This is a genomic window from Variovorax saccharolyticus (assembly GCF_030316765.1).
Classification (GTDB): Bacteria; Pseudomonadota; Gammaproteobacteria; order Burkholderiales; family Burkholderiaceae_C; genus Variovorax; species Variovorax saccharolyticus.
Genome location: NZ_JASZYT010000002.1, coordinates 299,160 through 320,633 on the forward strand (window position 1 = coordinate 299,160; position 21,474 = coordinate 320,633).

General features: G+C 69.7%; 21 protein-coding genes. 10 read left to right on the top strand and 11 right to left on the bottom strand.

Annotated elements, in window-relative coordinates; translation table 11 throughout:
• Window positions 1–324 carry a DUF1840 domain-containing protein gene (locus QTI45_RS07525; RefSeq protein ID WP_286371104.1) on the top strand — a complete coding sequence of 108 codons (324 nt, stop codon included), beginning with the start codon at window positions 1–3 and terminating at the stop codon, window positions 322–324.
• 137 nt (window positions 325–461) lie between these two features.
• On the opposite strand, the gene QTI45_RS07530 is transcribed toward QTI45_RS07525, so the two are convergent.
• Window positions 462–1,478, bottom strand: a complete 1,017-nt coding sequence (locus QTI45_RS07530) for a Bug family tripartite tricarboxylate transporter substrate binding protein (protein WP_286653917.1) — start codon at window positions 1,476–1,478, stop codon at window positions 462–464.
• Window positions 1,479–1,556: 78 nt separating this feature from the next.
• Entirely contained in the window at window positions 1,557–2,480 is a 924-nt protein-coding gene (locus QTI45_RS07535; RefSeq protein ID WP_286653918.1) for a LysR family transcriptional regulator, read from the bottom strand.
• 108 nt (window positions 2,481–2,588) lie between these two features.
• Between QTI45_RS07535 and QTI45_RS07540 the strand changes: the two genes are divergently transcribed.
• Complete coding sequence (locus QTI45_RS07540; protein WP_286371107.1) at window positions 2,589–3,350, top strand: SDR family oxidoreductase; 762 nt, start codon at window positions 2,589–2,591, stop codon at window positions 3,348–3,350.
• Here the strand turns inward: QTI45_RS07540 and QTI45_RS07545 are convergent.
• The 3 genes from QTI45_RS07545 to QTI45_RS07555 are packed head-to-tail and all read right to left on the bottom strand — an operon-like array spanning window position 3,342 to window position 5,870.
• Window positions 3,342–3,809: a MarR family winged helix-turn-helix transcriptional regulator gene (locus QTI45_RS07545; RefSeq protein ID WP_286653919.1), complete on the bottom strand. Its 468-nt coding sequence runs from the start codon at window positions 3,807–3,809 to the stop codon at window positions 3,342–3,344. The two genes, QTI45_RS07540 and QTI45_RS07545, sit on opposite strands and share 9 nt — an antisense overlap.
• 58 nt (window positions 3,810–3,867) lie before the next feature.
• The gene (locus QTI45_RS07550; protein WP_286653920.1) at window positions 3,868–4,854 is read right to left on the bottom strand and encodes an alpha-ketoacid dehydrogenase subunit beta; all 987 of its coding nucleotides are present in this window, start codon (window positions 4,852–4,854) and stop codon (window positions 3,868–3,870) included.
• Complete coding sequence (locus QTI45_RS07555; RefSeq protein ID WP_286371110.1) at window positions 4,851–5,870, bottom strand: thiamine pyrophosphate-dependent dehydrogenase E1 component subunit alpha; 1,020 nt, start codon at window positions 5,868–5,870, stop codon at window positions 4,851–4,853. Before QTI45_RS07555 ends, QTI45_RS07550 begins: the two co-directional genes overlap by 4 nt.
• Before the next feature lie 181 nt (window positions 5,871–6,051).
• Here QTI45_RS07555 and xylF point away from each other — a divergent pair, with 181 nt between their 5' ends.
• The 4 genes from xylF to QTI45_RS07575 all read left to right on the top strand — a co-directional run bounded on the left by xylF (window position 6,052) and on the right by QTI45_RS07575 (window position 10,302).
• Window positions 6,052–7,083 carry a D-xylose ABC transporter substrate-binding protein gene (gene xylF, locus QTI45_RS07560; protein WP_286371111.1) on the top strand — a complete coding sequence of 344 codons (1,032 nt, stop codon included), beginning with the start codon at window positions 6,052–6,054 and terminating at the stop codon, window positions 7,081–7,083.
• Window positions 7,084–7,195: 112 nt separating this feature from the next.
• Window positions 7,196–8,383, top strand: coding sequence for a sugar ABC transporter permease (locus QTI45_RS07565; RefSeq protein WP_286371112.1), 1,188 nt, complete (start codon window positions 7,196–7,198; stop codon window positions 8,381–8,383).
• Window positions 8,384–9,157 carry an ATP-binding cassette domain-containing protein gene (locus tag QTI45_RS07570; protein ID WP_286371113.1) on the top strand — a complete coding sequence of 258 codons (774 nt, stop codon included), beginning with the start codon at window positions 8,384–8,386 and terminating at the stop codon, window positions 9,155–9,157. It begins immediately after the preceding gene.
• A complete protein-coding gene (locus QTI45_RS07575; protein ID WP_286653921.1) occupies window positions 9,154–10,302 on the top strand; it encodes an ROK family transcriptional regulator in 1,149 nt (382 codons plus the stop codon). The genes QTI45_RS07570 and QTI45_RS07575 overlap by 4 nt, the downstream gene beginning before the upstream one ends.
• A 41-nt stretch (window positions 10,303–10,343) precedes the next feature.
• On the opposite strand, the gene QTI45_RS07580 is transcribed toward QTI45_RS07575, so the two are convergent.
• From QTI45_RS07580 to QTI45_RS07590, 3 genes are all read right to left on the bottom strand, one after another.
• Complete coding sequence (locus tag QTI45_RS07580) at window positions 10,344–10,529, bottom strand: hypothetical protein (RefSeq protein WP_286371115.1); 186 nt, start codon at window positions 10,527–10,529, stop codon at window positions 10,344–10,346.
• Between the two features lie 124 nt (window positions 10,530–10,653).
• On the bottom strand, window positions 10,654–10,923 hold the full coding sequence (locus QTI45_RS07585) for a hypothetical protein (RefSeq protein WP_286371116.1): 270 nt from the start codon (window positions 10,921–10,923) through the stop codon (window positions 10,654–10,656).
• Between the two features lie 51 nt (window positions 10,924–10,974).
• The gene (locus tag QTI45_RS07590; RefSeq protein ID WP_506555404.1) at window positions 10,975–12,219 is read right to left on the bottom strand and encodes a helix-turn-helix domain-containing protein; all 1,245 of its coding nucleotides are present in this window, start codon (window positions 12,217–12,219) and stop codon (window positions 10,975–10,977) included.
• A 133-nt stretch (window positions 12,220–12,352) separates the two neighbouring features.
• On the opposite strand from QTI45_RS07590, the gene QTI45_RS07595 reads away from it, so the two are divergent.
• Window positions 12,353–14,461 carry a PQQ-dependent dehydrogenase, methanol/ethanol family gene (locus tag QTI45_RS07595; RefSeq protein WP_286653922.1) on the top strand — a complete coding sequence of 703 codons (2,109 nt, stop codon included), beginning with the start codon at window positions 12,353–12,355 and terminating at the stop codon, window positions 14,459–14,461.
• Window positions 14,462–14,742: 281 nt separating this feature from the next.
• Here the strand turns inward: QTI45_RS07595 and QTI45_RS07600 are convergent, their stop codons facing one another.
• Window positions 14,743–15,720, bottom strand: coding sequence for a tripartite tricarboxylate transporter substrate-binding protein (locus QTI45_RS07600; protein ID WP_286371118.1), 978 nt, complete (start codon window positions 15,718–15,720; stop codon window positions 14,743–14,745).
• A 185-nt stretch (window positions 15,721–15,905) separates the two neighbouring features.
• On the opposite strand from QTI45_RS07600, the gene QTI45_RS07605 reads away from it, so the two are divergent.
• The 3 genes from QTI45_RS07605 to QTI45_RS07615 all read left to right on the top strand — a co-directional run bounded on the left by QTI45_RS07605 (window position 15,906) and on the right by QTI45_RS07615 (window position 18,627).
• Entirely contained in the window at window positions 15,906–17,366 is a 1,461-nt protein-coding gene (locus tag QTI45_RS07605) for an NAD-dependent succinate-semialdehyde dehydrogenase (RefSeq protein ID WP_286653923.1), read from the top strand.
• 4 nt (window positions 17,367–17,370) lie between these two features.
• Window positions 17,371–18,114, top strand: coding sequence for an SIR2 family NAD-dependent protein deacylase (locus QTI45_RS07610; protein WP_286653924.1), 744 nt, complete (start codon window positions 17,371–17,373; stop codon window positions 18,112–18,114).
• 81 nt (window positions 18,115–18,195) lie between these two features.
• Window positions 18,196–18,627: a CBS domain-containing protein gene (locus tag QTI45_RS07615; RefSeq protein WP_286371121.1), complete on the top strand. Its 432-nt coding sequence runs from the start codon at window positions 18,196–18,198 to the stop codon at window positions 18,625–18,627.
• 116 nt (window positions 18,628–18,743) lie between these two features.
• On the opposite strand, the gene QTI45_RS07620 is transcribed toward QTI45_RS07615, so the two are convergent.
• The gene (locus tag QTI45_RS07620) at window positions 18,744–20,078 is read right to left on the bottom strand and encodes a cytosine deaminase (protein WP_286653925.1); all 1,335 of its coding nucleotides are present in this window, start codon (window positions 20,076–20,078) and stop codon (window positions 18,744–18,746) included.
• A 70-nt stretch (window positions 20,079–20,148) separates the two neighbouring features.
• Window positions 20,149–21,444 (bottom strand): acetyl-CoA hydrolase/transferase family protein, encoded by a 1,296-nt coding sequence (locus QTI45_RS07625; RefSeq protein ID WP_286653926.1) that lies wholly within the window; start codon window positions 21,442–21,444, stop codon window positions 20,149–20,151.
• Between the last annotated feature and the right edge of the window lie 30 nt (window positions 21,445–21,474).

The following is a 21,474-nucleotide window of genomic DNA, read 5'->3' on the forward strand; positions in this document are numbered from 1 at the left end:
ATGCTCTATCGATTCCAATCGCGGGCCACACCCCCGTTCGTGATGCTCGAAGTGAACGCGCGCCAGTTGTTCGAGATCATCGGCAGGGCGCCCGCCCCGAAGGGCGTGATCACGGTCGACCAGATGCCGGCGGCCATCGCGGCGCTCGAGGCCGCCATGGCGCGCGAGGGCGAGAACACCCACAACGCGGACGCCTACGCGGTCGAGGGCCACGACAACGAGGCCGAGAAGCAGCACATTGGCCTGCGCCAGCGCGCGGCGCCATTGCTGCACATGCTCAAGGACTCCCGGGCCGACGGCAAGGACGTCATCTGGGAGGTTTAGCTCGCCCCCAGGTTGTCCGGCACTTCGTGTCCGGACGCCCACCCCCTGCCGGGGGCAACACCAGCGGCCCGGCGAAGCCGGTTCCGCGGTGTTTCACCAACGAGGGCCGGCCTTCGGCGGCCCGAGATCTGCGGCTGTTAGTCCACCTTTGCGCCGGACGCCTTCACGACCTTGGCCCACTTGGTGTGCTCGGCGTCGATCAGCTTGGCGAAGTCGGCGGGTGAATTGCCGCTCGGGATGGCGCCCTGGGCGACCAGTTTTTCCTTCACGGCCGGCGAGGCGAGCGCTTTCGCCACCTCCTGCTGGATGCGGTTGACGATCTCGGGCGGCGTGCCGGCCGGGGCCAGCAGGCCGAACCAGGAGCTGGCTTCGTAGCCCTTCAGCGCGGGGCCGCCAGCCTCCTCGACGGTCGGCACGTCGGGCAGTGCCGGCGAGCGCTGCGAACTGGTCACGGCCAGCGCCTTGAGCTTGCCACCCTTGATCTGCTGCATCGACGAGGGCAGGTTGTCGAACATCACGTCGGCATTGCCGCCGACCAGGTCCAGCAGCGCAGGGCCCGATCCGCGGTACGGGATATGGGTCATGTAGCTGCCGGTCATGCTCTTGAAGAGCTCGCCCGCCAGGTGGATCGAGGTGCCGCTGCCGCTCGAGGCCATGTTGAGCTTGCCGGGGTTGGCCTTGGCGTACTTCACGAAGTCGGCGACGTTGTTGATGTTCAGGGCGCGCGCCTTGTCGACGTTCATTTCCATCACGTTGGGCACCGCCGCCACGAGCGTGATGGGCACGAAATCCTTGATCGGGTCGTAGGGCAGCTTGGGGTAGAGCGCGCGGTTGATGCCGTGGGTGCCGACCGTGCCCATCAGCAGCGTGTAGCCGTCGTTCGGGGCCTTGGCCACGATCTCGGCGCCGACGTTGCCGCCCGCGCCGGCCCGGTTGTCGACGATGAACTGCTGGCCGAAGGCCTTCGACAGTTCGGGCGCGACGGCGCGCGCGAGGATGTCGGTGGTGCCGCCGGGCGCGAAGGGCACCACGATGCGGACCGGCTTGGCAGGCCAGCTGCCCTGGGCGGCGGCGGGGCCGGCCAGCAAGCTCAACGCGCTGATCGCGGCCAGCGCCAGGGCGCTGCGGCGGGGAAAGGAGGTGGGGAGGGTCATGGCCTGTGTTTTACCGGCGAAGCTGCGTCGGCGTCGCGAGTGGAAACCCCGTGCGGCCGCGCCGTCCGCGATGCCCTCTCAGTTGCCGAGCATCCGGCGCGCGAAATCCTGCTCGCGCAGCCTCTCCACCAGGAAGTCGACGAAGACCCGGGTCTTGGCCGGCAGCAGCTTCTTGCTCGGGTAGTGGAGCGAGATCGGCCCGTTGTCGGCATACCAGCCCGGCAGCAGCCGGACCAGCGCGCCGCTCTCGAGCGCCGGCAGCGCGAAGGCCATCGGCAGCAGCGCCACTCCCAGCCCCATCACCGCGGCGTCGCGCATCGCCTCCGGGTCGCTGAAGACCAGGCGCGGCCGGGTCTCGACCGCGCCTTCTTCGCCGGCGCGGTTGCGAAGCGTCCAGGAGCGCACGCGGCCGGTCGGCGAAGAACGCCGAACGATGCCGTCGAGCCCGGCCAGGTCCGCCGGATGGCGCGGCTGGCGCTTGCCGGCGAGAAAGGACGGCGCCGCCGTGGCCACGATGTGGATGCGCGCCAGCTCGCGCGCCACCAGCCCCTGCGTCAATTCGATGCCGCCGCCGATGCCGGCGTCGAAGCCCTCGCCGATCAGGTCGACCTGCCGGTTGTCGAAGTGCCAGTCGGGCTGCACGGCCGGATAGCGCGCCAGGAACTCGGCCAGATGCGGAAGCACGTAGGCGCGCCCGAAAGCCAGCCCCATGCTGACCTTGAGGATGCCGGCCGGTGCGCCGCCGTCCTGCGCGAGGCCCGCGACCGCGTCGGCGAGCGTGCCGAGGGCGCCGCCGATCTCGCGGAACAGGCGCTCGCCGCCTTCGGTGAGGGTCAGCTTGCGGGTGCTGCGCTGGAACAGGCGGACGCCGAGGGCGGCCTCCAGGCGGGCCACGTTCTTGCTGACCGCCGCGGGTGTCAGGCCGAGCTGGCGGGCCGCGGCGGAGAAGCTCAGGGCCTCTGCGCTGCGAACGAAGGATTCGAGGTGGCTGAGCGGTTGCATGCTGCGATTTTCAACCATGGGTTGAATTTGATGCGACAGATCGATGGCTACCGGGCATTCAATGAATTCACGACACTGGACCCATTCCAACCCCTCCAGGAGCAAAGCATGTCCACCATCCCCTCCACTCAACCCCTTCAAGCCGGCAAGGTCGCCCTCGTCACCGGCGGCTCGCGCGGCATCGGTGCCGCGATCGTGCGGCGCCTGTCCCGCGACGGCGCAGCGGTCGCCTTCACCTATGCCGGCAACGAGGCGGCGGCACAGGCGCTGGCGGGCGAGATCGAGGCCTCCGGCGGCCGCGTCCTGGCGATCCGGGCCGACAGCGCCGACGCCGAAGCGCTCGGCGCCGCGGTCGCGCTGGCGGCCCGCACCTTCGGCCGCATCGACATCCTGGTCAACAACGCCGGCGTCTTTCTCGGCGGCAGCGTCGACCAGATGCCGCTCGCCGACTTCGATCGCACGCTGGCGATCAACGTGCGGGCGGTGTTCGTCGCCACCCAGGCGGCGGTGCCCCACATGGGCGAGGGCGGCCGCGTGATCACCATCGGCAGCACCAACGCCGAGCGCATGCCGTGGCCCGGCTTCGCCGCCTACGCGATGAGCAAGTCGGCCATCAGCGGCCTGACCCGCGGGCTGGCGCGCGACCTCGGCCCGCGTGGTATCACGGTCAACAACGTGCAGCCCGGTCCGGTCGATACCGAGATGAATCCGGCCGGTGGCCCGAACGCCGAAGCGATGCATGCGCTGATGGCGCTGGCACGCCACGGGCGCGGCGAGGAGATCGCCGGCATGGTCGCCTATCTCGCCAGCCCGGAGGCTGCCTTCGTGACCGGCGCCAGCCTCAGCATCGACGGCGGCTTCTCAGCCTGAGCCGGGCCCGGCCGTGTCGCGGCGGACCGAGGCGATCAGCTTGTCGAGCGTGGCGTCGAGCTGCTGCAGTTCGTCGGCCGCGACGCCGGCGAACAGTTCGGCTTCGCGCTGGCGGGCCTGCACCACGACCTGCGCATGGACCGCCTTGCCGGCGCTGCTCAGGTAGAGCCGGCTGCGGCGCTGGTCGGTCGGGTCCTCGTGGCGATGCAGCCGCTTGGCGCGCTGCAGGCCGGCGAGGGCCCGGCTGACGGCCATCTTGTCGAGCCCCGTGAGGTCGGCGAGCTGCGTCGCCGTGAGGCCCGGCCGACTGCCCAGCAGCGCCATCGTGCGCCACTCGTTGAGCGTCAGCTGGTGCTCGCGGCCGACCCGCTGCTGGAAGGGCCGCGCCGTCAGGTTCACGACCCGCACCAGCTTCAGGAAGACCGTGTCTTCCACTGACGGTGCGGGCGCGCTGGTCATGCGGCGACCCTCGTGCGTCGCGCTGCGCTGCCAGCGCCTGCACGCGGCCGGTCGAGGCTCATCCGTGCAAGGCCCGCGCGGCGCTCACGATCCGGTCGGCGCCGACGCGCGACTGGGCCTCCAGCACCGGCGCGTAGCCGACCGGAATGCGCGGCGCACCGAGCCGGGCGATGCGGCAGCCGGTCGCCTCGGCCGCGGTGGCGGCGATCTCGGCGCCGAAGCCCGCCGCCTGCACCGCCTCGTGGACCACCAGCAGGCGTCCGGTGCGGCCGCAGGACCCCAGCACCGCCTCGCGGTCCCAGGGCCAGAGCGTTCGCAGGTCGATCAGGTCGACCGCGATGCCGTCGGCCGCCAGGGTGTCGCAGGCGGCTTCGCAGATCTGCATCTGCCGGCCCCAGCTGACCAGCGTCAGTGCATCGCCGCGGCGGCGCCGGGCCGCCTTGCCCAGCGGCAGCGCGAGGCTCTCGTCGACCGGCCCGCGCGTGTTCCACAGCGTCTTGTGCTCGATGTAGACCACCGGATCGCCGCATTGCAGCGCGGCGCGCAGCAGCGAATGGTTGTCCTGCGGCGTCGACGGGCACACCACCACCACGCCCGGCAGGTGGGCGAACCAGGCCTCCAGCGACTGGGAATGCTGTGCCGCCGAAGCGTCCCAGATGCCGCCGGGCATGCGCGCCACCAGCGGCACGCGGCCCTGGCCGCCGAACATGAAGCGGTTCTTGGCCGCCTGGTTGACCAGCTCGTCCATGCCGCAGAGCGCGAAGTCGACCACCCGCATCTCGACCACCGGGCGCAGTCCCGCGAGCGCCATGCCGACGCCGGCGCCCATGATGGCGGCCTCGGAGATCGGCGTGTCGATCACGCGCTCGGCGCCGAAGCGCTGCTGCAGGCCCTTGTACTGGCCGAAGATGCCGCCCCGGCCGACGTCCTCGCCGAGCACCACCACGCGCGGATCGGCTTCCATCTCGCGCTGCACCGCCAGCGCGGCGGCCTCGGCGTAGCTCAGTGGCCGGACGGCCGTGGCCAGGGTGCTGTCATGTGTCATGTCCATTGTCCGGCTCCGGTGGTCTGCACGTCGGTGAAGGCGGCGCTGGCCTCGGGCCAGGGCGCGGCGTCGGCGGCGGCCAGGGCGGCCTCGACCTCGGCGTGGGCCTGGTTTTCGATCTGCGCCAGCGCGGCGGCATCGATGCCGCCGGCGACCATCCGGGCCCGTGCCCGCGCGATCGGGTCGGTCTCGAGCGCGGCAGCCAGTTCGGCCGGGTCGCGGTAGGCCGCCGGGTCGACCGAGACATGGCCCTTCACGCGGTAGGTGAGGGCGTGCAGCAGGCGCGGGCCGTGGCCGGCGCGCACCTCGGCGACCAGCCGGCGGGCCGCGGCATGGACCGCGAAGACCTCATTGCCGTCGACCTGGGTGGCCGCGATGTCGAGTGCCTCGGCGCGCGCCGAGGCGCCTTCGCCGGCGGTCATCGGGCCGCTGGCGGTGGTGGCGCTCCAGCGGTTGTCCTCGCAGACGAACAGCACCGGCAGCTGGTAGACACGGGCCCAGTTGAGGGATTCGAGAAAGGGCCCGCGGTTGATCGCACCGTCGCCGAAGAAGCAGACCGTGATGGCGTCTTTCTTGAGCAGCTTCTGCGCATGCGCGGCGCCGACCGCGATCGGCAGGCCGGCCGCCACCACGCCGTTGGCGCCCAGCATGCCGACCGAGAAATCGGCGATGTGCATCGATCCGCCCTTGCCGCCGTTGAAGCCGGTGGCCTTGCCGAACAGCTCACCCATCATGCGGCCGAGATCGGCGCCCTTGGCCAGCGTGTGGCCGTGGCCGCGGTGGGTGGAGGTCAGGTAGTCGGCGGGACTCAAATGGGCACAGACGCCGGCCGGCACGGCCTCCTGGCCGGTCGACAAGTGCAGCGGGCCGCGCACCTTGGCGGCGCCCGCGGCCTCCTGGCCATAGGCGCTGACGCCGCCTTGGCTGGCCGCTTCGGCGGCGTTCTCGAAGGCGCGGATGCGCACCATCGTGCGATAGAGCGCGAGGCGCTCCGGCGCTGGAATCTCAGAATCCATCTTGTCTCCGGCTCATGCACAGCGTGCGTTCAGGCGGAAATCGTATCGCTTGTGACTAATGAAGCGGCCGCGCATTTACCCGCAGGGATTGTCCCAATGCCGCAGGCGGAGGCCCGCTGACATAGTTAGTTCGTTGCTCAAACTAATAGAGCGACTCAACCAAGAACGCTGGAGACACACCATGAAGCTCGTCCGTACCCTGCCTGCCCTGGCCGCCCTGGCCCTGGGCCTCAGCGCCATCGGCGCCGCCGCCCAGACCGTGGTCGGCGTGAGCTGGTCCAACTTCCAGGAAGAGCGCTGGAAGACCGACGAGGCCGCGATCAAGGCCCAGCTCGAGAAGCTCGGCGCCAAGTACATCAGCGCCGACGCCGGCGGTTCGCCCGAGAAGCAGCTCGGCGACATCGAGGGCCTGATGTCCAAGGGCGCCAAGGCACTGATCGTGCTGGCGATGGACAAGGACGCGATCCTGCCGGCAGTCAACAAGGCGCTGAAGCAGAAAGTGCCGGTGGTGGCCTACGACCGCCTGATCGAGACGCCCGGCGTGTTCTACATCACCTTCGACAACACCGAGGTCGGCCGCATGCAGGCGCGCGCGGTCTACAAGGCGCAGCCCAAGGGCAACTACGTGATGATCAAGGGCTCGCCGACCGACCCGAACGCGAACTTCCTGCGCGCCGGCCAGCAGGAGGTGATCGCCGAGGCGGTCAAGAAGGGCGACATCAAGATCGTCGGCGACGAGTTCACCGAGGGCTGGAAGCCCGAGGTGGCGCAGAAGAACATGGAGCAGATCCTGACCAAGGCCGGCAACAAGGTCGACGCGGTGGTGGCCTCCAACGACGGCACCGCCGGCGGCGCGGTGGCGGCCCTCACGGCCAAGGGCATCCGCGGCATTCCGGTTTCGGGCCAGGACGCCGATTTCGCGGCGCTGAACCGGATCGCGCTCGGCACCCAGACCGTCTCGGTCTGGAAGGACTCGCGCGAGCTCGGCCGCGAGGCGGCGTCCGCCGCGGTCGCGCTGGCCGCTGGCAAGCCGGCCGAGAAGGCGGCCGACTGGAGCGGCGGCGAGAAGAAGGTGGCGATCTCCTCGCGCTTCCTGACGCCGGTGCCGATCACGCGCGACAACCTCGACGTGGTGGTCAAGGCGGGCTGGATCAAGAAGGACGAACTCTGCAAGGGAGTGGCCGGCGACAAGGCACCTCCCGCCTGCAAATGAAGTTCACCCCCAGGTTGGCCCACTTCGTGTGGCCGCCCACCCCCTCTCCGGGGGCAACACCAGCGGCCCGGCAAAGCCGGTTCCGCGGTGTTTCTGGAAGGGAGCCCGCATCATGAGTACGTCACCGAATCTGTGGCGTCGCAGCGGCGTCGACCTCCGGCTCACGCTCATGAGCGTGCTGCTGGTGGTGATGGCGATCGTCTTCCACGTGCTGTCGGGCGGCATCTTCCTGTCGCCCGAGAACCTCTACAACATCGCCCAGCAGACCGCGGTGGTCGGCATCGTCTCGACCGTGATGGTGCTGATCATCGTGGCCCGCCACATCGACCTCTCGGTCGGCTCGGTGATGGGCTTCGTCGGCGTGCTGATCGCCTACCTGCAGTACAGCTCGGGCTGGTCCTGGCCCGCCGCCTGCCTGGCAGGGCTGGCGGTGGCGCTGCTGGTGTCGCTCTACCAGGGCGGGCTCACCGCGGTGCTCGGCGTGCCGTCCTTCGTGGTCACCCTGGGCGGGCTGATGTCCTTTCGCGGCGCCGCCTTCCTGGTGGCCGACGGCAAGACGCAGCCGGTCAACGACGAGTTCTTCCAGCGCCTGGGCGGCGGCTACGACGGCGGCATCGGCACCACGGCGACCTGGGTGCTGGCGCTGGGGGTCGCGGCCGTGCTGTTCGCGCGCATGCTGCAGAAGCGGCGCGCGCGCCTGCGCCACGAGATGCCGGTCGAGCCGCTGTGGCTGGACCTGCTCCTCACTGCCGTGCCGGTGGCGGTGGTGTTCGCCTTCGCCGCCACCATGAACAACTACCAGATCTCGTCGAAGACCGAGGGCCAGGGCATGCCGATCCCGGTGCTCATCTGGGCCGTGGTGGCGGTGGTGCTGTCGTTCATCGTGCATCGCACGCGCTTCGGGCGCTACGTGTTCGCGATGGGCGGCAACCCCGACGCGGCGGCGCTGGTCGGCATTCCGGTCAAGCGGGTGACGCTGATGCTGTTCGCGCTGCTGGCGGTGCTGGTGACCATCGCGGCGATCGTCTCGATCGCGCGGCTCAACGCCGGCACCAACTCGCTCGGCTCGGGCATGGAGCTCTACGTGATCGCCGCCGCGGTGATCGGCGGCACGGCACTGGCCGGCGGCAGCGGCTCGATCTTCGGCTCGGTGCTGGGCGCGCTGATCATGCAATCGCTCGACAGCGGCATGCTGCTGCTCGACGTGCCGATCGGCAAGCGGATGGTGATCATCGGCCAGGTGCTGATCGTGGCGGTGGTGTTCGACGTGCTGTACCGCAAGAAGTTCGGAGAGAGCTAGATGAGTGCCAACCCACCCCTGGTCGAGCTGCGCGAGATCCGCAAGGCCTTCGGCGGCGTGAAGGCGGTCGATGGCGTCAGCGTCAACCTCTATCCCGGCGAAGTGGTCGCGCTGCTGGGCCACAACGGCGCCGGCAAGTCGACCCTGATGAAGATGCTCGCGGGCGCCTATCCGATCGACTCCGGCGACACGCTGATCGCAGGCGAAAAGGTGAACATCCGCACGCCCTCCGAGGCCCAGGCGCAGGGCATCGAGACCATCTACCAGACGCTGGCGCTGGCCGACAACCTCGACTCGGTGGCCAACCTGTTCCTCGGCCGCGAGAAGCTCACGCCCTGGCGCACCCTCGACGACCATTTCATGGAAGGCCAGGCGCGCCGCGTGTTCCAGCGCCTCAACAAGAACTTCACCAACATCCGGGTGCCGGTGCGCCGGCTGTCGGGTGGCCAGAGGCAGGTGGTGGCGATCTCTCGGGCGCTGTACTTCAACGCCCGCATCCTGATCATGGACGAGCCCTGCGCCGCGCTCGGGCCGGAAGAGACCGCGATGGTCGGCGCGCTGGTGAAGCAGCTCAAGGCCGACGGCGTCGGCATCTTCCTGATCACGCACGACATGCCCGACGTGTTCGGCCTCAGCGACCGGCTGGCGGTCATGAAGAACGGCCGGCTGGTCGGCACCTACCGCACCGCCGACGTGACCGAGGACGAGGTGCTCGGGATGATCATCGCCGGCAAGCGGCCCGAGGGAAAACCGCAGGCCGAACACGCCGGATGAAGACCACGGGCGACCAGCAGCTGGTCAAGCGCATCAATCGCAGCGTGCTGCTGCGGCTGCTGAGGGCGCGGCCCGGCCTGTCGCGTGCGCGGCTGGCGGCCGTGAGCGGCCTCACCAAGTCGACCGTGAGCCTGCTGGTGCGCGAACTGCTCGACGACGGCTGGCTCGAGGAGGCCGAGGCGCCGGTGGCCGACGGGCTCGGGCGGCCGTCGACGCCGCTGTCGATCAACGTCGGCGTGCGCGCGCTGGTCGGCGTCGAGATCGCGGTCGAGGTGGTGCGCGTGGCCTGCGTGTCGCTGCGCGGCGAACTGCTGCATTCCGATGCGCAGCCGCTGGCCGACCGCGCGCCGGAGGTGGCCAGCGCCCAGGTCGCGCGCATGGTGGCGGCGGTGCATGCGCGGCTGCAGGCCACGGGGCTGCGGCTGGCGGGCATCGGCGTCGGCGTGCCGGGCGCGATGGACGATGCCACCGGCATGGTGCGCTTCGCGCCGAACCTGGGCTGGCGCAACCTGGACCTGCTGCCGCTGCTGGCCGAGGCACTGGCGCGCGAGGGCCTGGCCGGCATCGCGGTGCAGCTGCAGAACGATGCCGATGCCGGGGTGCTCGGCGAGTTCGAGTTCTCGGACGGCGAGGGCGAGGACCCGCTGATCTTCGTCAGCTGCGATGTTGGCGTCGGCGCCGGCGTGGTGCTCAACGACCTGCTGTTCACGGGTGCCCGCGGCATGGCGGGCGAGATCGGCCACACGGTGCTGCAGATCGACGGCCCGCGCTGTTCGTGCGGGCGGCAGGGCTGCGCCGAGGTCTTTCTCGGTTCGCGCGCGCTCGACCGCGACGCCGGAGGGCCTGCGCGCGCGGCCCGCTTTCTCGGCGTGCTGCTGCAGAACCTGTGGGTCACCTTCGAGCCGCGTGCGATCGTGGTCGGCGGGAAATCCGTCGAGGCACATGCGGACTTCCTGCCGGGCGCGATCGCGACGGTGCAGGACTATGCCGAAAGCGCCGGGCTGCCGCCTCCGGTGGTGCGCGCGGCGCGCTATGGCGAGTGGGCGACAGCGGTCGGGGCCGCCGCGCTGGCGCTGCACGAGTACCTGCGCCCGCTGCATCCGAATTCGGAGGCGCGGCGCGAACGGGCGGCGGCGATCGGCTAGCCAATGAAAAAGCCCCCGAAGGGGCTTTGGTCAGGGCGCGCTCAGGTTGCGCTCTTGGCGGTCTTCTTGTGGGCGACCTTGTGGCTGGTCTTGTGGGTCGAGCTCTTGGCCGACTTGGCCTTCGACTTGGTGGCGGCAGGCGCCGCGGTATCGGCAGTCGCGGCGAAGGAGGAGCCGGCGGCCAGAGCGAAGGCGGCGGCAACGAGGGCGAGGAGAGTGCGTTTCATGGAGCGTCGATGTTGGAGTGGGATATGAGGACGGTCGGCCAGCCCCCGAATCAGGACTGGCTCCATGTGCAACGCCCGAGCGGGCTGCCGGATGACACGCTTTTGTGTAACGGCGCGCGGCGGCTCAGCCGGCCTTGGCCGCCGACGCCTTGCGCTCGTCGATCCAGTGCCGGAACTGCCGCTCGGCCTGCAGCTTGAATTCGTTGCGGGCCTGGTTGCAGATCGCATGCGAGAGCCGCCGGTGCTGCTGCTTGCGCACGCCGCCCAGGGTCGAGTCGTTGAGGTGCTCGATGGTCGCCGACTCGGGATCGCTGCGCGGTTCCTCGAACTTCATCGGCAGGCCGCACCAGTGGCAGTTTTGACCGAAGGATGACCGCAGGGCCTTGACGCTCATGGAATGACGGCTCGAAGAGTGGGGTTCCGGCCGAATATATCGCCCGCCTCCTCACTGCCGCGGCGGCAGGTCTTCCTCGCGCCAGCGCTTGAGCCGCCGGTAGAGCGTGCCGCGCGACACCCTCAGCTGCCGCGCCGCATGCGAGATGTTGCCGTGGTGCGCCGCCAGCGCTTCCTCGATCAGCTTGCGGCTTCGGCCCTGCAGCGTGCCGTCGCCGGGCTCGGGCAACGGGCCTTCGGCCGCTGCGGGCGGCTCTGCGTCGGCGGCTGCCGGTGTTGCCGCGCCGGCCGCCGGCGTCGTCATGGAGAGGCTGACCGCATGCCGGAAGTCGATGCCGTCGAGCGCCTGTGCGCGCGCCTGCAGCCAGACGCCCAGCCCGCTCGCGAGACGCACCGGCTGCGCGCCTTCGCGCCGGCCCAGCCGCAGCAGGCCGGCGAGGTCGAGGCCGAACAGCATCTCGACGCCGCAGGGGCCGGCGTCCGGCAGGCCCCCGATCAGCCGCGCGCCGGCGGCGTTGAGCCAAGCCACCGTGCCGTCCTCGGCGATGCCCGCCAGCGCCTCGAGCGGGGTGCCCAGCAGCGTCGGACTGGCCTGGAAGCGCAGCACCAGACGGTCGCGCGACTGCGCCAGCAGCAGGCGGTTCTCGATCGTGGTGGCGTAGAGCGCGACCATCGAGGCCGCATCGAAGCCGAAGCGGCGCGACTCCACCGACAGGTCGAGCACGCCGGCCAGCCGGCCGTGCACGTCGCGGATCGGCGCCGCCGCGCATTGCATCGCGCGCAGGCATTCGAAGTAATGCTCGGCGCCGTCGACCGTGCAGGCCTGTCCGGTGCTTGCCACGATGCCCGGCGCGGTGGTGCCGACCACGCTCTCGGCGATGTTGACGCCCAGGCGCGCGGTGCGGTGCAGGATCGGCTGCTGCGCCGCGGCCGGGTGGTGCGTGACATGGACGATCACGCCCTGCGCGTCGGTAAGCAGCACGCGGCAGTCGGTGCCGGCCAGCGAACTCTCCATGCCCACCAGTTCGCCGCGCGCGGCCTCCAGCAGCTCGCGATTGCGCGCCAGCGTGGCATGCAGCCGGCTCGGCGTCACGGCGTCGAAGCTCACGGCGCGGCGGGTGTCGGCGTGGCTGCGGGCACAGCGCATCCAGGACTGGATCACCGCTTCGCCGACCAGTCCGGAAGGCCGTACGCCCTCCTCGAAGAACTGGGTCCGGGCCATCGCCACGCGATCGGCCGGCGTGGTCGCGAACAGCTGTCGTGGCCCGCCGGCCGGGATGCGCGTCGATAGGGGCACGGGCGCCTCCAGGGCAAGGAACGAGGCTCGAATTTGTTCCGCAATGGAACAGTAGGGGTCTAGGGAAATCCCGAGGATGATCAAAAGGCCGGCTGGGTCGATCCTTCGTCTCACAACGACTGGAGACGACACGATGAAGAAGATTCACGCCGCGCTGGCGCTCGGCGCGTTGCTGTGCCTGGGCGCCGCGAGCGCCATCGCGCAATCCGCCAAGGGCTCGCCGGAGCACATCAAGGCGGCGACGCAGAAGGTCGACGGCGCCTTCATCCGCGCCAACACCGCCAAGACGCCCGACTGGCCCAGCTATGGCCTGGACTACGCCGAGACCCGCTTCAGCAAGCTGGACCAGGTCAACATCGGCAACGTGAAGGAACTGGGGCTGGCCTGGTCCTACGACCTGCAGTCGACGCGCGGGGTCGAGGCCACGCCGCTGGTGGTCGACGGCATCATGTACGTCACCGCCTCCTGGAGCGTGGTGCATGCGATCGATGCGCGCACCGGCAAGAAGATCTGGAGCTACGACCCCAAGGTCGACCGCTCGAAGGGCTTCAGGGGCTGCTGCGACGTGGTCAACCGCGGCGTGGCGCTGTACCAGGGCAAGGTCTACGTGGCCTCCTACGACGGCCGGCTGATCGCGCTCGACGCCGCCACCGGCCAGGTGGCGTGGGAGAAGGACACCATCATCGACCACAACCGCGCCTACACCATCACCGGCGCGCCGCGGGTCTTCAAGGGCAAGGTGGTCATCGGCAACGGCGGCGCGGAATACGGCGTGCGCGGCTACGTCACGGCCTACGACGCCGCCTCGGGCGAGCAGAAGTGGCGCTGGTTCGTGGTGCCGGGCGACCCGTCCAAGCCCTTCGAGGACGCCTCGATGGCCAAGGCCGCGAAAACCTGGGACCCGAGCGGCAAGTACTGGGAGGCCGGCGGCGGCGGCACGGCGTGGGACTCGATCACCTACGACCCCGAGCTGAACCTGATGTACGTGGGCACCGGCAACGGCTCGCCGTGGGCGCACAGCAAGCGCAGCCCGAAGGGCGGCGACAACCTCTACCTGGCCTCGATCGTGGCGCTCGACCCCGACACCGGCAAGTACAAGTGGCACTACCAGGAAACCCCCGGCGACAACTGGGACTACACCTCGACGCAGCCGATGATCCTGGCCGACATCAAGGTCGGCGGCAAGCCGCGCAAGGTGATCCTGCACGCGCCCAAGAACGGCTTCTTCTTCGTCATCGACCGCACCAACGGCAAGTTCATCTCGGCCAAGAACTTCGTCGAGGTCAACTGGGCCACCGGCTATGACAAGAACGGCCGGCCGATCGAGATCGCCGCGGCGCGGCAGAACACCAAGCCCGGCGACAGCATCCCCGGGCCCTTCGGCGCCCACAACTGGCACCCGATGTCCTACAACCCGCAGACCGGGCTGGCCTATCTGCCGGCCCAGCATGTGCCGCTGAACCTGATGGACGATAAGGACTGGAAATTCAACGAGAACATGCCCGGCCGCCCGCATGCGGCGCTGGGCTGGAACACCGCGATGTTCGCCAATGCCGCGCCGCCGACCAGCAAGCCGATGGGGCGCCTGGTGGCCTGGGACCCGGTCGCGCAGAAGGAAGCCTGGGGCGTCGAGTACGCCTCGCCCTGGAATGGCGGCACGCTGACCACCGCCGGCAACCTCGTGTTCCAGGGCACGGCCGATGGTCGCCTGGTGGCCTACAACGCGAAGAGCGGAGAGAAGCTCTGGGAAACGCCGACCGGCACCGGCGTGGTGGCGGCGCCGGCCACCTTCATGGTCGACGGCAAGCAGTACGTGTCGGTGGCGGTCGGCTGGGGCGGCGTCTACGGCCTGGCCCAGCGCGCCACCGAGCGGCAGGGCCCGGGCACGGTCTATACCTTCGCGGTCGGCGGCACTGCGCCCAAGCCCGAATTCGTCCAGTACCGCATGGAGAAGCTGCTGCAGGGCGTGAAGTACGACCCGGCCAAGGTGGAGGCCGGGACCTACCTTTACGTGAGCAACTGCGTGTTCTGCCACGGCGTGCCCGGGGTCGACCGGGGCGGCAACATCCCGAACCTGGGCTACATGAATTCCGCGTTCATCGAGAACCTCGACAAGTCGGTCTTCAAGGGCCCGGCGATGAACCGCGGCATGCCGGACTTCACGGGCAAGCTGACCCCGGAGGATGTCGACAAGATCAAGGCCTTCATTCAAGGCACCGCGGACGCCATCCGGCCGAAGTGAGTGTTGCTCGCCCCCAGGTTGCCCGGCACTTCGTGTCCGGGCGCCCACCCCCTGCCGGGGGCAACACCAGCGGCCCGGCAAAGCCGGTTCCGCGGTGTTTCACCAACGGGCCTGGCTGCGCCGGCCGGGAATACTGGCGCGATGATTTGTTCTTCGGCGGCGCGCAGCGCCCGCCCGTTGGTGGGCAGTCGCGGAACCGGCTTCGCCGGGCCGCTGACTGCGCCCCCGGTAGGGGGTGGGCGGGCTACACGAAGTGAGCCCAACCTGGGGGCGAGCCAATGTCAGTCTGCGTAGACGCCGGCGGCCTTGATGATCGGGCTCCACTTGGCGATCTCCGCCGCCACGAACTTCTTGTGGCCTTCAGGCTCGATGCGGCCGTCGGTCGCCACCACGGCGCCCAGGCCTTCCTGCTTCTTGATGAACTCGGGGTCCTTCAAGGCCACCTTGAGCGCATCGTTGAGCTTCTTGGTGATGGCCGGCGGCGTGCCCTTGGGGGCGTAGAGACCGTGCCAGATCGTGACCTCGAAGCCCTTCAGGCCTTCTTCCTGCAGCGTCGGCAGGTCCTTCAGCAGCGGCGTCGTGAGGCGCTTCGCGGTGGTCACCGCATAGGCCTTGACCTTCTTGGCCTCGATCTGCGGCGAGGTGTTGGTGGTCTGGTCGCACAGGAGGTCGATCTGGCCGCCGATCAGGTCGGTGATCGCGGGCGCCGTGCCCTTGTAGGGCACCGGCGTCATCTCGGTCTTGGTCGCCGTCTGGAACAGCAGGCCGCACAGGTGCGAGGCCGAGCCGACGCCGGCGTTGCCCAGATTGATCTTGCCCTTGTTGGCGGTGATCCAGGCGCTCAGCTCCTTGTAGTTGGTTGCCGCCATCTGGGGCTTGGCGATCAGCGTCATCGGCACGTCGTTGACGATGCCGAGGTACTCGAAGCCGGTCTCGACCTTGAAGGGCACGTTGCGCACCAGCGTCGGGATGGTCGACATGCCGATGTGGTTCAGCAGCAGGGTGTAGCCGTCCGGGTTGGCGCGGGCCACCTTGGCGGCACCGATCGAGCTGCCGGCGCCGGGCACGTTGTCGATCACGATGCTGCCGCCGCCCAGGGGCTTGCGCAGCGCCTCGGCCAGATCGCGCGCCACACGGTCGGTGGGCCCGCCGGCCGCGAACGGCACGACGATGCTGATGGGCTTGCCGCCCGGGAAATCCTGGGCCTGTGCGCCCACCGCGACGGTGGCGAGCGCGGCGATTGCGAGCAGTTTGTTCATGCGGTCTCCGATTGAAAGGCCGCGATCTTATCGGCTGACCTGCGCCTGACGAAAGCTGGCTTTCCCCAAGCCCTTGATCCATGCCAAGGATTGTGCGGAAGGCTCGGTTTTCGGCCTCGGGCGTGTCGGACGGCGCCATCGCGGGTATCGTCCCTGCCTGTATTTTCGAGACACGGAGCGCTGGCATGCTGAATCTGAAAGATCCGACCCTGCTTCGGCAGCAGGTTTTCCTCGCGGGCGAATGGACCGATGCGGACGACCGCGAGACTGTCGCCGTCACCAATCCGGCCAATGGCGGGCTGATCGGCAGCGTGCCGATGTGCGGCAGCGCCGAGACCGCGCGCGCCATCGCCGCCGCAGAGCCGGCCCAGCGCGCCTGGGCCAGGCGCCCGGCCAGGGAGCGCTCGGCGATCCTGCGGAAGCTCAACGACCTGATGCTGGCCAACCAGGACGATCTGGCGCTGATCATGACCACCGAGCAGGGCAAGCCGCTGGCCGAAAGCCGGGGCGAGATCGCCTACGCGGCCTCGTTCATCGAATGGTTCGCCGAGGAGGCGCGCCGCGTCTACGGCGACACCATCCCGGCGCCGCAGGCCGACCGCCGCATCCTGGCGCTCAAGCAGCCGGTCGGCGTCACGGCGGCGATCACGCCCTGGAACTTCCCGACCGCCATGCTGACGCGCAAGGCCGGCCCGGCGCTCGCTGCCGGCTGCGCGATGGTGGTCAAGCCGGCCACGCAGACGCCGTTCTCGGCGCTGGCCTTCGCCGAACTGGCCGACCGCGCCGGCCTGCCCAAGGGGCTGCTGTCGGTGCTCACGGGCTCGGCGTCGAAGATCGGCGGCGAGATGACCCGCAACCCGATCGTGCGCAAGCTCACGTTCACCGGCTCGACCGAGGTCGGCCGCATGCTGATGAGGCAGTCGGCCGACACGATCAAGAAGCTGTCGCTCGAACTCGGCGGCAACGCGCCCTTCATCGTCTTCGACGATGCCGACGTCGATGCCGCGGTCGAGGGCGCGATGCTGTCGAAGTACCGCAACACCGGCCAGACCTGCGTCTGCGCCAACCGCCTCTACGTCCAGCGCGGCGTGCTCGACGCCTTCACGCAGAAGCTGGTCCGGAAGGTGAACGCGCTCAAGGTCGGCGACGGCACCGAGCCCGGCGTCACGCAGGGGCCGCTGATCGACGACAAGGCCGTCGCGAAGATCGAGGAGCATGTGGCCGATGCGCTGGCCAAGGGCGGCCGGGTGCTGGCCGGGGGGCAGCGCCATGCGCTCGGCGGCCGCTTCTTCCAGCCGACCGTGGTCGGCGGCGCCACCGCCGACATGCTGGTGGCGCGCGAGGAAACCTTCGGCCCGCTGGCGCCGATCTTCGCCTTCGACACCGAAGACGAGGCGGTCGCGCTGGCCAACGCCACCGAGTTCGGCCTGGCCTCGTACTTCTACAGCCGCGACATCGGCCGCATCATGCGGGTGGCGGAGGCGCTCGAATGCGGCATCGTCGGCGTCAACACCGGACTGATCTCGACCGCCGAGGCGCCCTTCGGCGGCGTCAAGCAGTCGGGCCTGGGCCGCGAGGGCTCAAAGTACGGGCTTGATGATTTTCTGGAGATCAAGTACCTGTGCCTGGCGGGGCTCGACAGCTAGCGGGATGGCCGAAGGGATCGCACTCGAACTCGCCGCCGAGCTGCTGCGCTCGGCCCGGCGCATCGTCGTCTTCTCGGGGGCCGGGCTGTCGAAGGCCTCGGGCATCCCGACCTACCGCGATGCCGATGGCCTCTGGATGAACAAGGACGCGCTGCGCTTTTCCCATGCGGAGGATCTCGACCGCGATCCCGCCGGCTTCAGCCGCTTCTGGGCCGAGCGCCTGCGGGTGGTCGAGGCGGCGCGGCCCAACCCCGGGCACCTGGCGCTGGCGCAGCTGCAGCGGCTGCGGCCGGCGACCCGGCTCGTGACCCAGAACGTGGACGGCCTGCTGAGCCGCGCGGGCGCCGCGGACGTGCTCGAGCTGCATGGCTCGCTGCGGCGCTGGCGCTGCGACCACTGCGGCAACCGCCGCGGGCCCTGGCTCTTTCAGCGCTGCCTGCGCTGCGGCCGGCGCGCCCGCCCCGACGTCGTGATGTTCGGCGAGATGCTCAACAAGGGCGTGCTGCTCGATGCCCAGAGCGCCGCCCAGGAGTCCGACCTCTTCCTGCTGGTCGGCAGCACCGCGGTGGTCTACCCGGCCGCCGACCTGCCGCAGCAGGCGCTGGCCAACGGTGGCCAGCTGGTCACGCTCAATGCCGAGCCGCTGGCACTCGATCACTCGGCGACCGCGGTGCTGCATGGAAAGGCCGAGGAGCTGCTGCCGCGACTGGTCGAATCGCTGGGCGGGCAGGTCTCCGGGTCGGCCTGAGTATGTGTCGATGAGTTACAGCCGCCGCGCCGCTCGACGCTGCGTCTTGTGGCGGCCGCGCGGCCCGCGCAGAATGCACTCATGAAAACTGTGGCGGAAATCCTCAAGGCCAAGGGCGATTCGAGCGTGTACTCGATCGCGCCCTCGGCATCGGTGTTCGAAGCGGTCGCGCTGATGGCCGAGAAGAATGTCGGCGCGCTGCTCGTGATGGACGGCGACAAGATCGTCGGCATGGTGACCGAGCGCGACTATGCGCGCAAGGTCGTGCTGCTGGCCCGGTCGTCGAAGGACACGGCGCTGCGCGACGTCATGACGCCGGCCGTGATCTACGTGCGGCCCGACCAGACCACCGAGGACTGCATGGCGTTGATGACCCAGAGCCGCATCCGTCACCTGCCGGTGATGGACAACGGCAAGCTGGTCGGCCTGATCTCGATCGGCGACCTGGTCAAGGGCATCATGTCCGAGCAGACCTTCATCATCGAGCAGCTGCAGCACTACATCGCCGGCTGAGTGTGGCCCCCACGCTCCCCCACTGCGTGTGGGTCGCTGCCCCCCCGAGGGGGCCGCAGGCCGCCTTGGGGCGGCCCGGCGCCGGCCTGGGTGGCCTCCGCGGCCTCGTGGGCTTTTCAAGCCGTCATCAGATCGTCGAGCAGGCGGTAGTCCGGCAGCGTGGTGTCGATCGCGCGGCCGGCGCGCAGCACGGTGCGGTCGAACTGCGTGCGCGAGAGCATCTCCGAATAGCTGCGGGCCTTGAGCACCAGCAGGTCGGCGCTCGAGCCGGCCCTGAGCAGGCCGCGGTCGATGCCCATGATCGCGGCCGGCGTCTCGGTCGCGGCGCGGATCCAGTCGCCCAGCGGATGGTCCAGGTGCAGGATCTTCACCGCCTGGGTGAAGGTGTCCAGCATGTCGTGGTCGCCGTAGGCGTGGAACGGGTCGCGGCAGTTGTCGCCCGCCACCGCCACCCGCAGGCCGCGCGCCTTCATCTCGTGCAGCACGGTCACGCCGCGCCAGCGCGGCGTTCGCGCCTCGGCGCTGCGGTCCTGCAGGTACATGTTGACGGTCGGCAGGCTCACGATGTCGATGCCGGCATCGCGGCAGGCGGCGATCGTCTCTTCGATGAACTCGTCGCTCTGCAGCGCCAGCGAGGTCACATGTCCGCACAGGATGCGGCCCTGGAAGCGCAGGGCCTGCGCGGTGCGCGCGACGCGGATCAGCGCGCGCGAGCGCGGGTCGGTCGATTCGTCCACATGCAGGTCGAGATCGAGCCCGCGCTCGGCGGCCAGCGTGAAGACCCGCACCAGCGCTTCGTCGAGATCGGGCGGCATCGGCTCGGCCGGATACCTGGCGGAGCGTGTCACGCAGCCCAGCTTGCCGCCGCTCTCGGCGACGATGTCGGCCAGCCGGCGGCCCTCGTCGCCGAGGAAGACGTCGAGCGGCGCGATCGAGGACACCTGCAGCTCGATGCGCCCGGCCCAGCGTTCGCGCAGCTCGCTCAGCACCGGGAACGAGATCGAGGCCTGCGGCGCCAGCGAGTCCAGGTGCGTGCTGATCGCGACCACGCCCTTGGCGTAGGCGGTGGCAAGGCCGAACTCCATGCGCCGGCGCACGTCCTCGGCGCTCCAGTTCGCCTGCCGGTCGCGCATCGTCGCCATCGAGGCGCCCGCGCCGTCGCCGGTCGGGTTGGCTTGGCGCGGCCAGATGTGGCCCTTGTCGAGGTGCGTGTGGCAGTCGACCATGCCGGGCAGCACCATCGAAGCGTCCAGGTCGGGGCCGAGTTCGGCGGGGAGCACGCCCGCCGCCTCGATGGCCGCGATGCGGCCGTGGTCGACCATCAGGTCGATGGCGCAGAGTTCGTCATCGGCGAACTGCGGCGTTGCGGCCTGCACCAGGCAGCGGGGCGCGCGCAGGTTGCGCAGGGCGTAGCGTTCGCCGGCGGGCGGCTGAAAGAAGGAGTGGGTCATCGCAGGAGAAGAAGGGCGGTCGCCCCATCGCTTGCATGAACCATGCCGCGGCACAGGGGCCGCGACGGCGTCAGAGCAGCCTCGAGCGCTTCGCCTGTTCGGTCAGCTCGCCACGGAAGTCCGGATGCGCGATGGCGATCAGTTCCTGCGCCCGCTGCTTGGCCGACTTGCCGCGCAGCTGGGCGACGCCGTATTCGGTCACCACGTAGTTGATGTCGTTCTTGCTCGTGCTCACATGCGTGCCGGGGGACAGCGACGGAACGATGCGCGACAAGGTGTCGCCCTTGGCGGTCGAGGGCAGCACGATAAAGGCCTTGCCGCCGCGCGAGCGGTTGGCGGCACGCACGAAGTCGGACTGCCCGCCGGTGCCGGAGAAGGGTGCGTGGCCCAGGCTTTCGGAGCCGCATTGGCCGAGCAGGTCGATCTGCAGCGTGGCGTTGATCGCGATCAGGTTGTCGTTCTGGCCGGCCAGCGCCGGCGTGTTGGTGAAGTCGACCGGATGGATCTCCACCGACGGATTGCGGTCCATGAAGCGGTAGAGCTTGTTCGATCCGAGCGCGAAGGTGGCGACGGTCTTGCCCGGCAGGTAGTTCTTGCGCCGATTGGTCACCACGCCGGCCTCGATCAGCGTCAGGATGCCGTCGCCCAGCATCTCGGTGTGGATGCCGAGGTCGCGTTTGTCGGTGAGCTGCATGACCACGGCGTCGGGGATGCCGCCGTAGCCGATCTGCAGGGTCGAGCCGTCCTCGATCAGGTCGGCGACATGCTTGCCGATGGCCTGCTGCACCGGGCCGATCTTCGGCAGGCCGACCTCCAGCACCGGGTCGCTGCTTTCGACCAGGGCCGCGACCTGCGAGATGTGGACATGGCAGTTGCCATTGGCGAACGGCACGTTCGGATTGACTTCGAGCACCACCGCGCGGGCCCGCGCCACGGCCGCCATGGTGTAGTCGGCGCCGAGGCTGAGCGCGAAGTAGCCGTGGGCATCCATCGGCGAGGCCATGCTGAACACCACGTCGGCCGGGATCTGGCCGCGCTCGATCTGCGCCGGGATCTCGGAGAAGTAGTTCGGGATGAAGTCGATCCAGCCCTCCTGGCCGCCGGCGCGGGTCGCGCCGCCGAAGAACAGGGCGACATGGCGCACATGCTGCGTGGTCTCGGGATCGATGTAGGCGTACTTGCGCATCGCCAGGATCTGCGACACCTTCACGTCGCGGAAGTCGCGCCGCTGCTCGGACAGCGCCGTGAGCAGCGAGGGCGGCTCGCCGACCCCGGTCGGCACGATGATCAGGTCGCCGTCGCGCACCTGGCGCACGGCCTCGGCGGCCGGCTGCAGCTTCTGTTGGTAGAGGTCATGGAAGGTCATCTCTAAAGCTCCTGTTCGCGGTCGTCATCT

Coding starts and splice junctions, on each gene's coding strand:
- QTI45_RS07525 (WP_286371104.1), top strand. CDS start 1: ATGCTCTATCGATTCCAATCGCGGGCCACACCCCCGTTCGTGATGCTC.
- QTI45_RS07530 (WP_286653917.1), bottom strand. CDS start 1,478: ATGACCCTCCCCACCTCCTTTCCCCGCCGCAGCGCCCTGGCGCTGGCC.
- QTI45_RS07535 (WP_286653918.1), bottom strand. CDS start 2,480: ATGCAACCGCTCAGCCACCTCGAATCCTTCGTTCGCAGCGCAGAGGCC.
- QTI45_RS07540 (WP_286371107.1), top strand. CDS start 2,589: ATGTCCACCATCCCCTCCACTCAACCCCTTCAAGCCGGCAAGGTCGCC.
- QTI45_RS07545 (WP_286653919.1), bottom strand. CDS start 3,809: ATGACCAGCGCGCCCGCACCGTCAGTGGAAGACACGGTCTTCCTGAAG.
- QTI45_RS07550 (WP_286653920.1), bottom strand. CDS start 4,854: ATGACACATGACAGCACCCTGGCCACGGCCGTCCGGCCACTGAGCTAC.
- QTI45_RS07555 (WP_286371110.1), bottom strand. CDS start 5,870: ATGGATTCTGAGATTCCAGCGCCGGAGCGCCTCGCGCTCTATCGCACG.
- xylF (WP_286371111.1), top strand. CDS start 6,052: ATGAAGCTCGTCCGTACCCTGCCTGCCCTGGCCGCCCTGGCCCTGGGC.
- QTI45_RS07565 (WP_286371112.1), top strand. CDS start 7,196: ATGAGTACGTCACCGAATCTGTGGCGTCGCAGCGGCGTCGACCTCCGG.
- QTI45_RS07570 (WP_286371113.1), top strand. CDS start 8,384: ATGAGTGCCAACCCACCCCTGGTCGAGCTGCGCGAGATCCGCAAGGCC.
- QTI45_RS07575 (WP_286653921.1), top strand. CDS start 9,154: ATGAAGACCACGGGCGACCAGCAGCTGGTCAAGCGCATCAATCGCAGC.
- QTI45_RS07580 (WP_286371115.1), bottom strand. CDS start 10,529: ATGAAACGCACTCTCCTCGCCCTCGTTGCCGCCGCCTTCGCTCTGGCC.
- QTI45_RS07585 (WP_286371116.1), bottom strand. CDS start 10,923: ATGAGCGTCAAGGCCCTGCGGTCATCCTTCGGTCAAAACTGCCACTGG.
- QTI45_RS07595 (WP_286653922.1), top strand. CDS start 12,353: ATGAAGAAGATTCACGCCGCGCTGGCGCTCGGCGCGTTGCTGTGCCTG.
- QTI45_RS07600 (WP_286371118.1), bottom strand. CDS start 15,720: ATGAACAAACTGCTCGCAATCGCCGCGCTCGCCACCGTCGCGGTGGGC.
- QTI45_RS07605 (WP_286653923.1), top strand. CDS start 15,906: ATGCTGAATCTGAAAGATCCGACCCTGCTTCGGCAGCAGGTTTTCCTC.
- QTI45_RS07610 (WP_286653924.1), top strand. CDS start 17,371: ATGGCCGAAGGGATCGCACTCGAACTCGCCGCCGAGCTGCTGCGCTCG.
- QTI45_RS07615 (WP_286371121.1), top strand. CDS start 18,196: ATGAAAACTGTGGCGGAAATCCTCAAGGCCAAGGGCGATTCGAGCGTG.
- QTI45_RS07620 (WP_286653925.1), bottom strand. CDS start 20,078: ATGACCCACTCCTTCTTTCAGCCGCCCGCCGGCGAACGCTACGCCCTG.
- QTI45_RS07625 (WP_286653926.1), bottom strand. CDS start 21,444: ATGACCTTCCATGACCTCTACCAACAGAAGCTGCAGCCGGCCGCCGAG.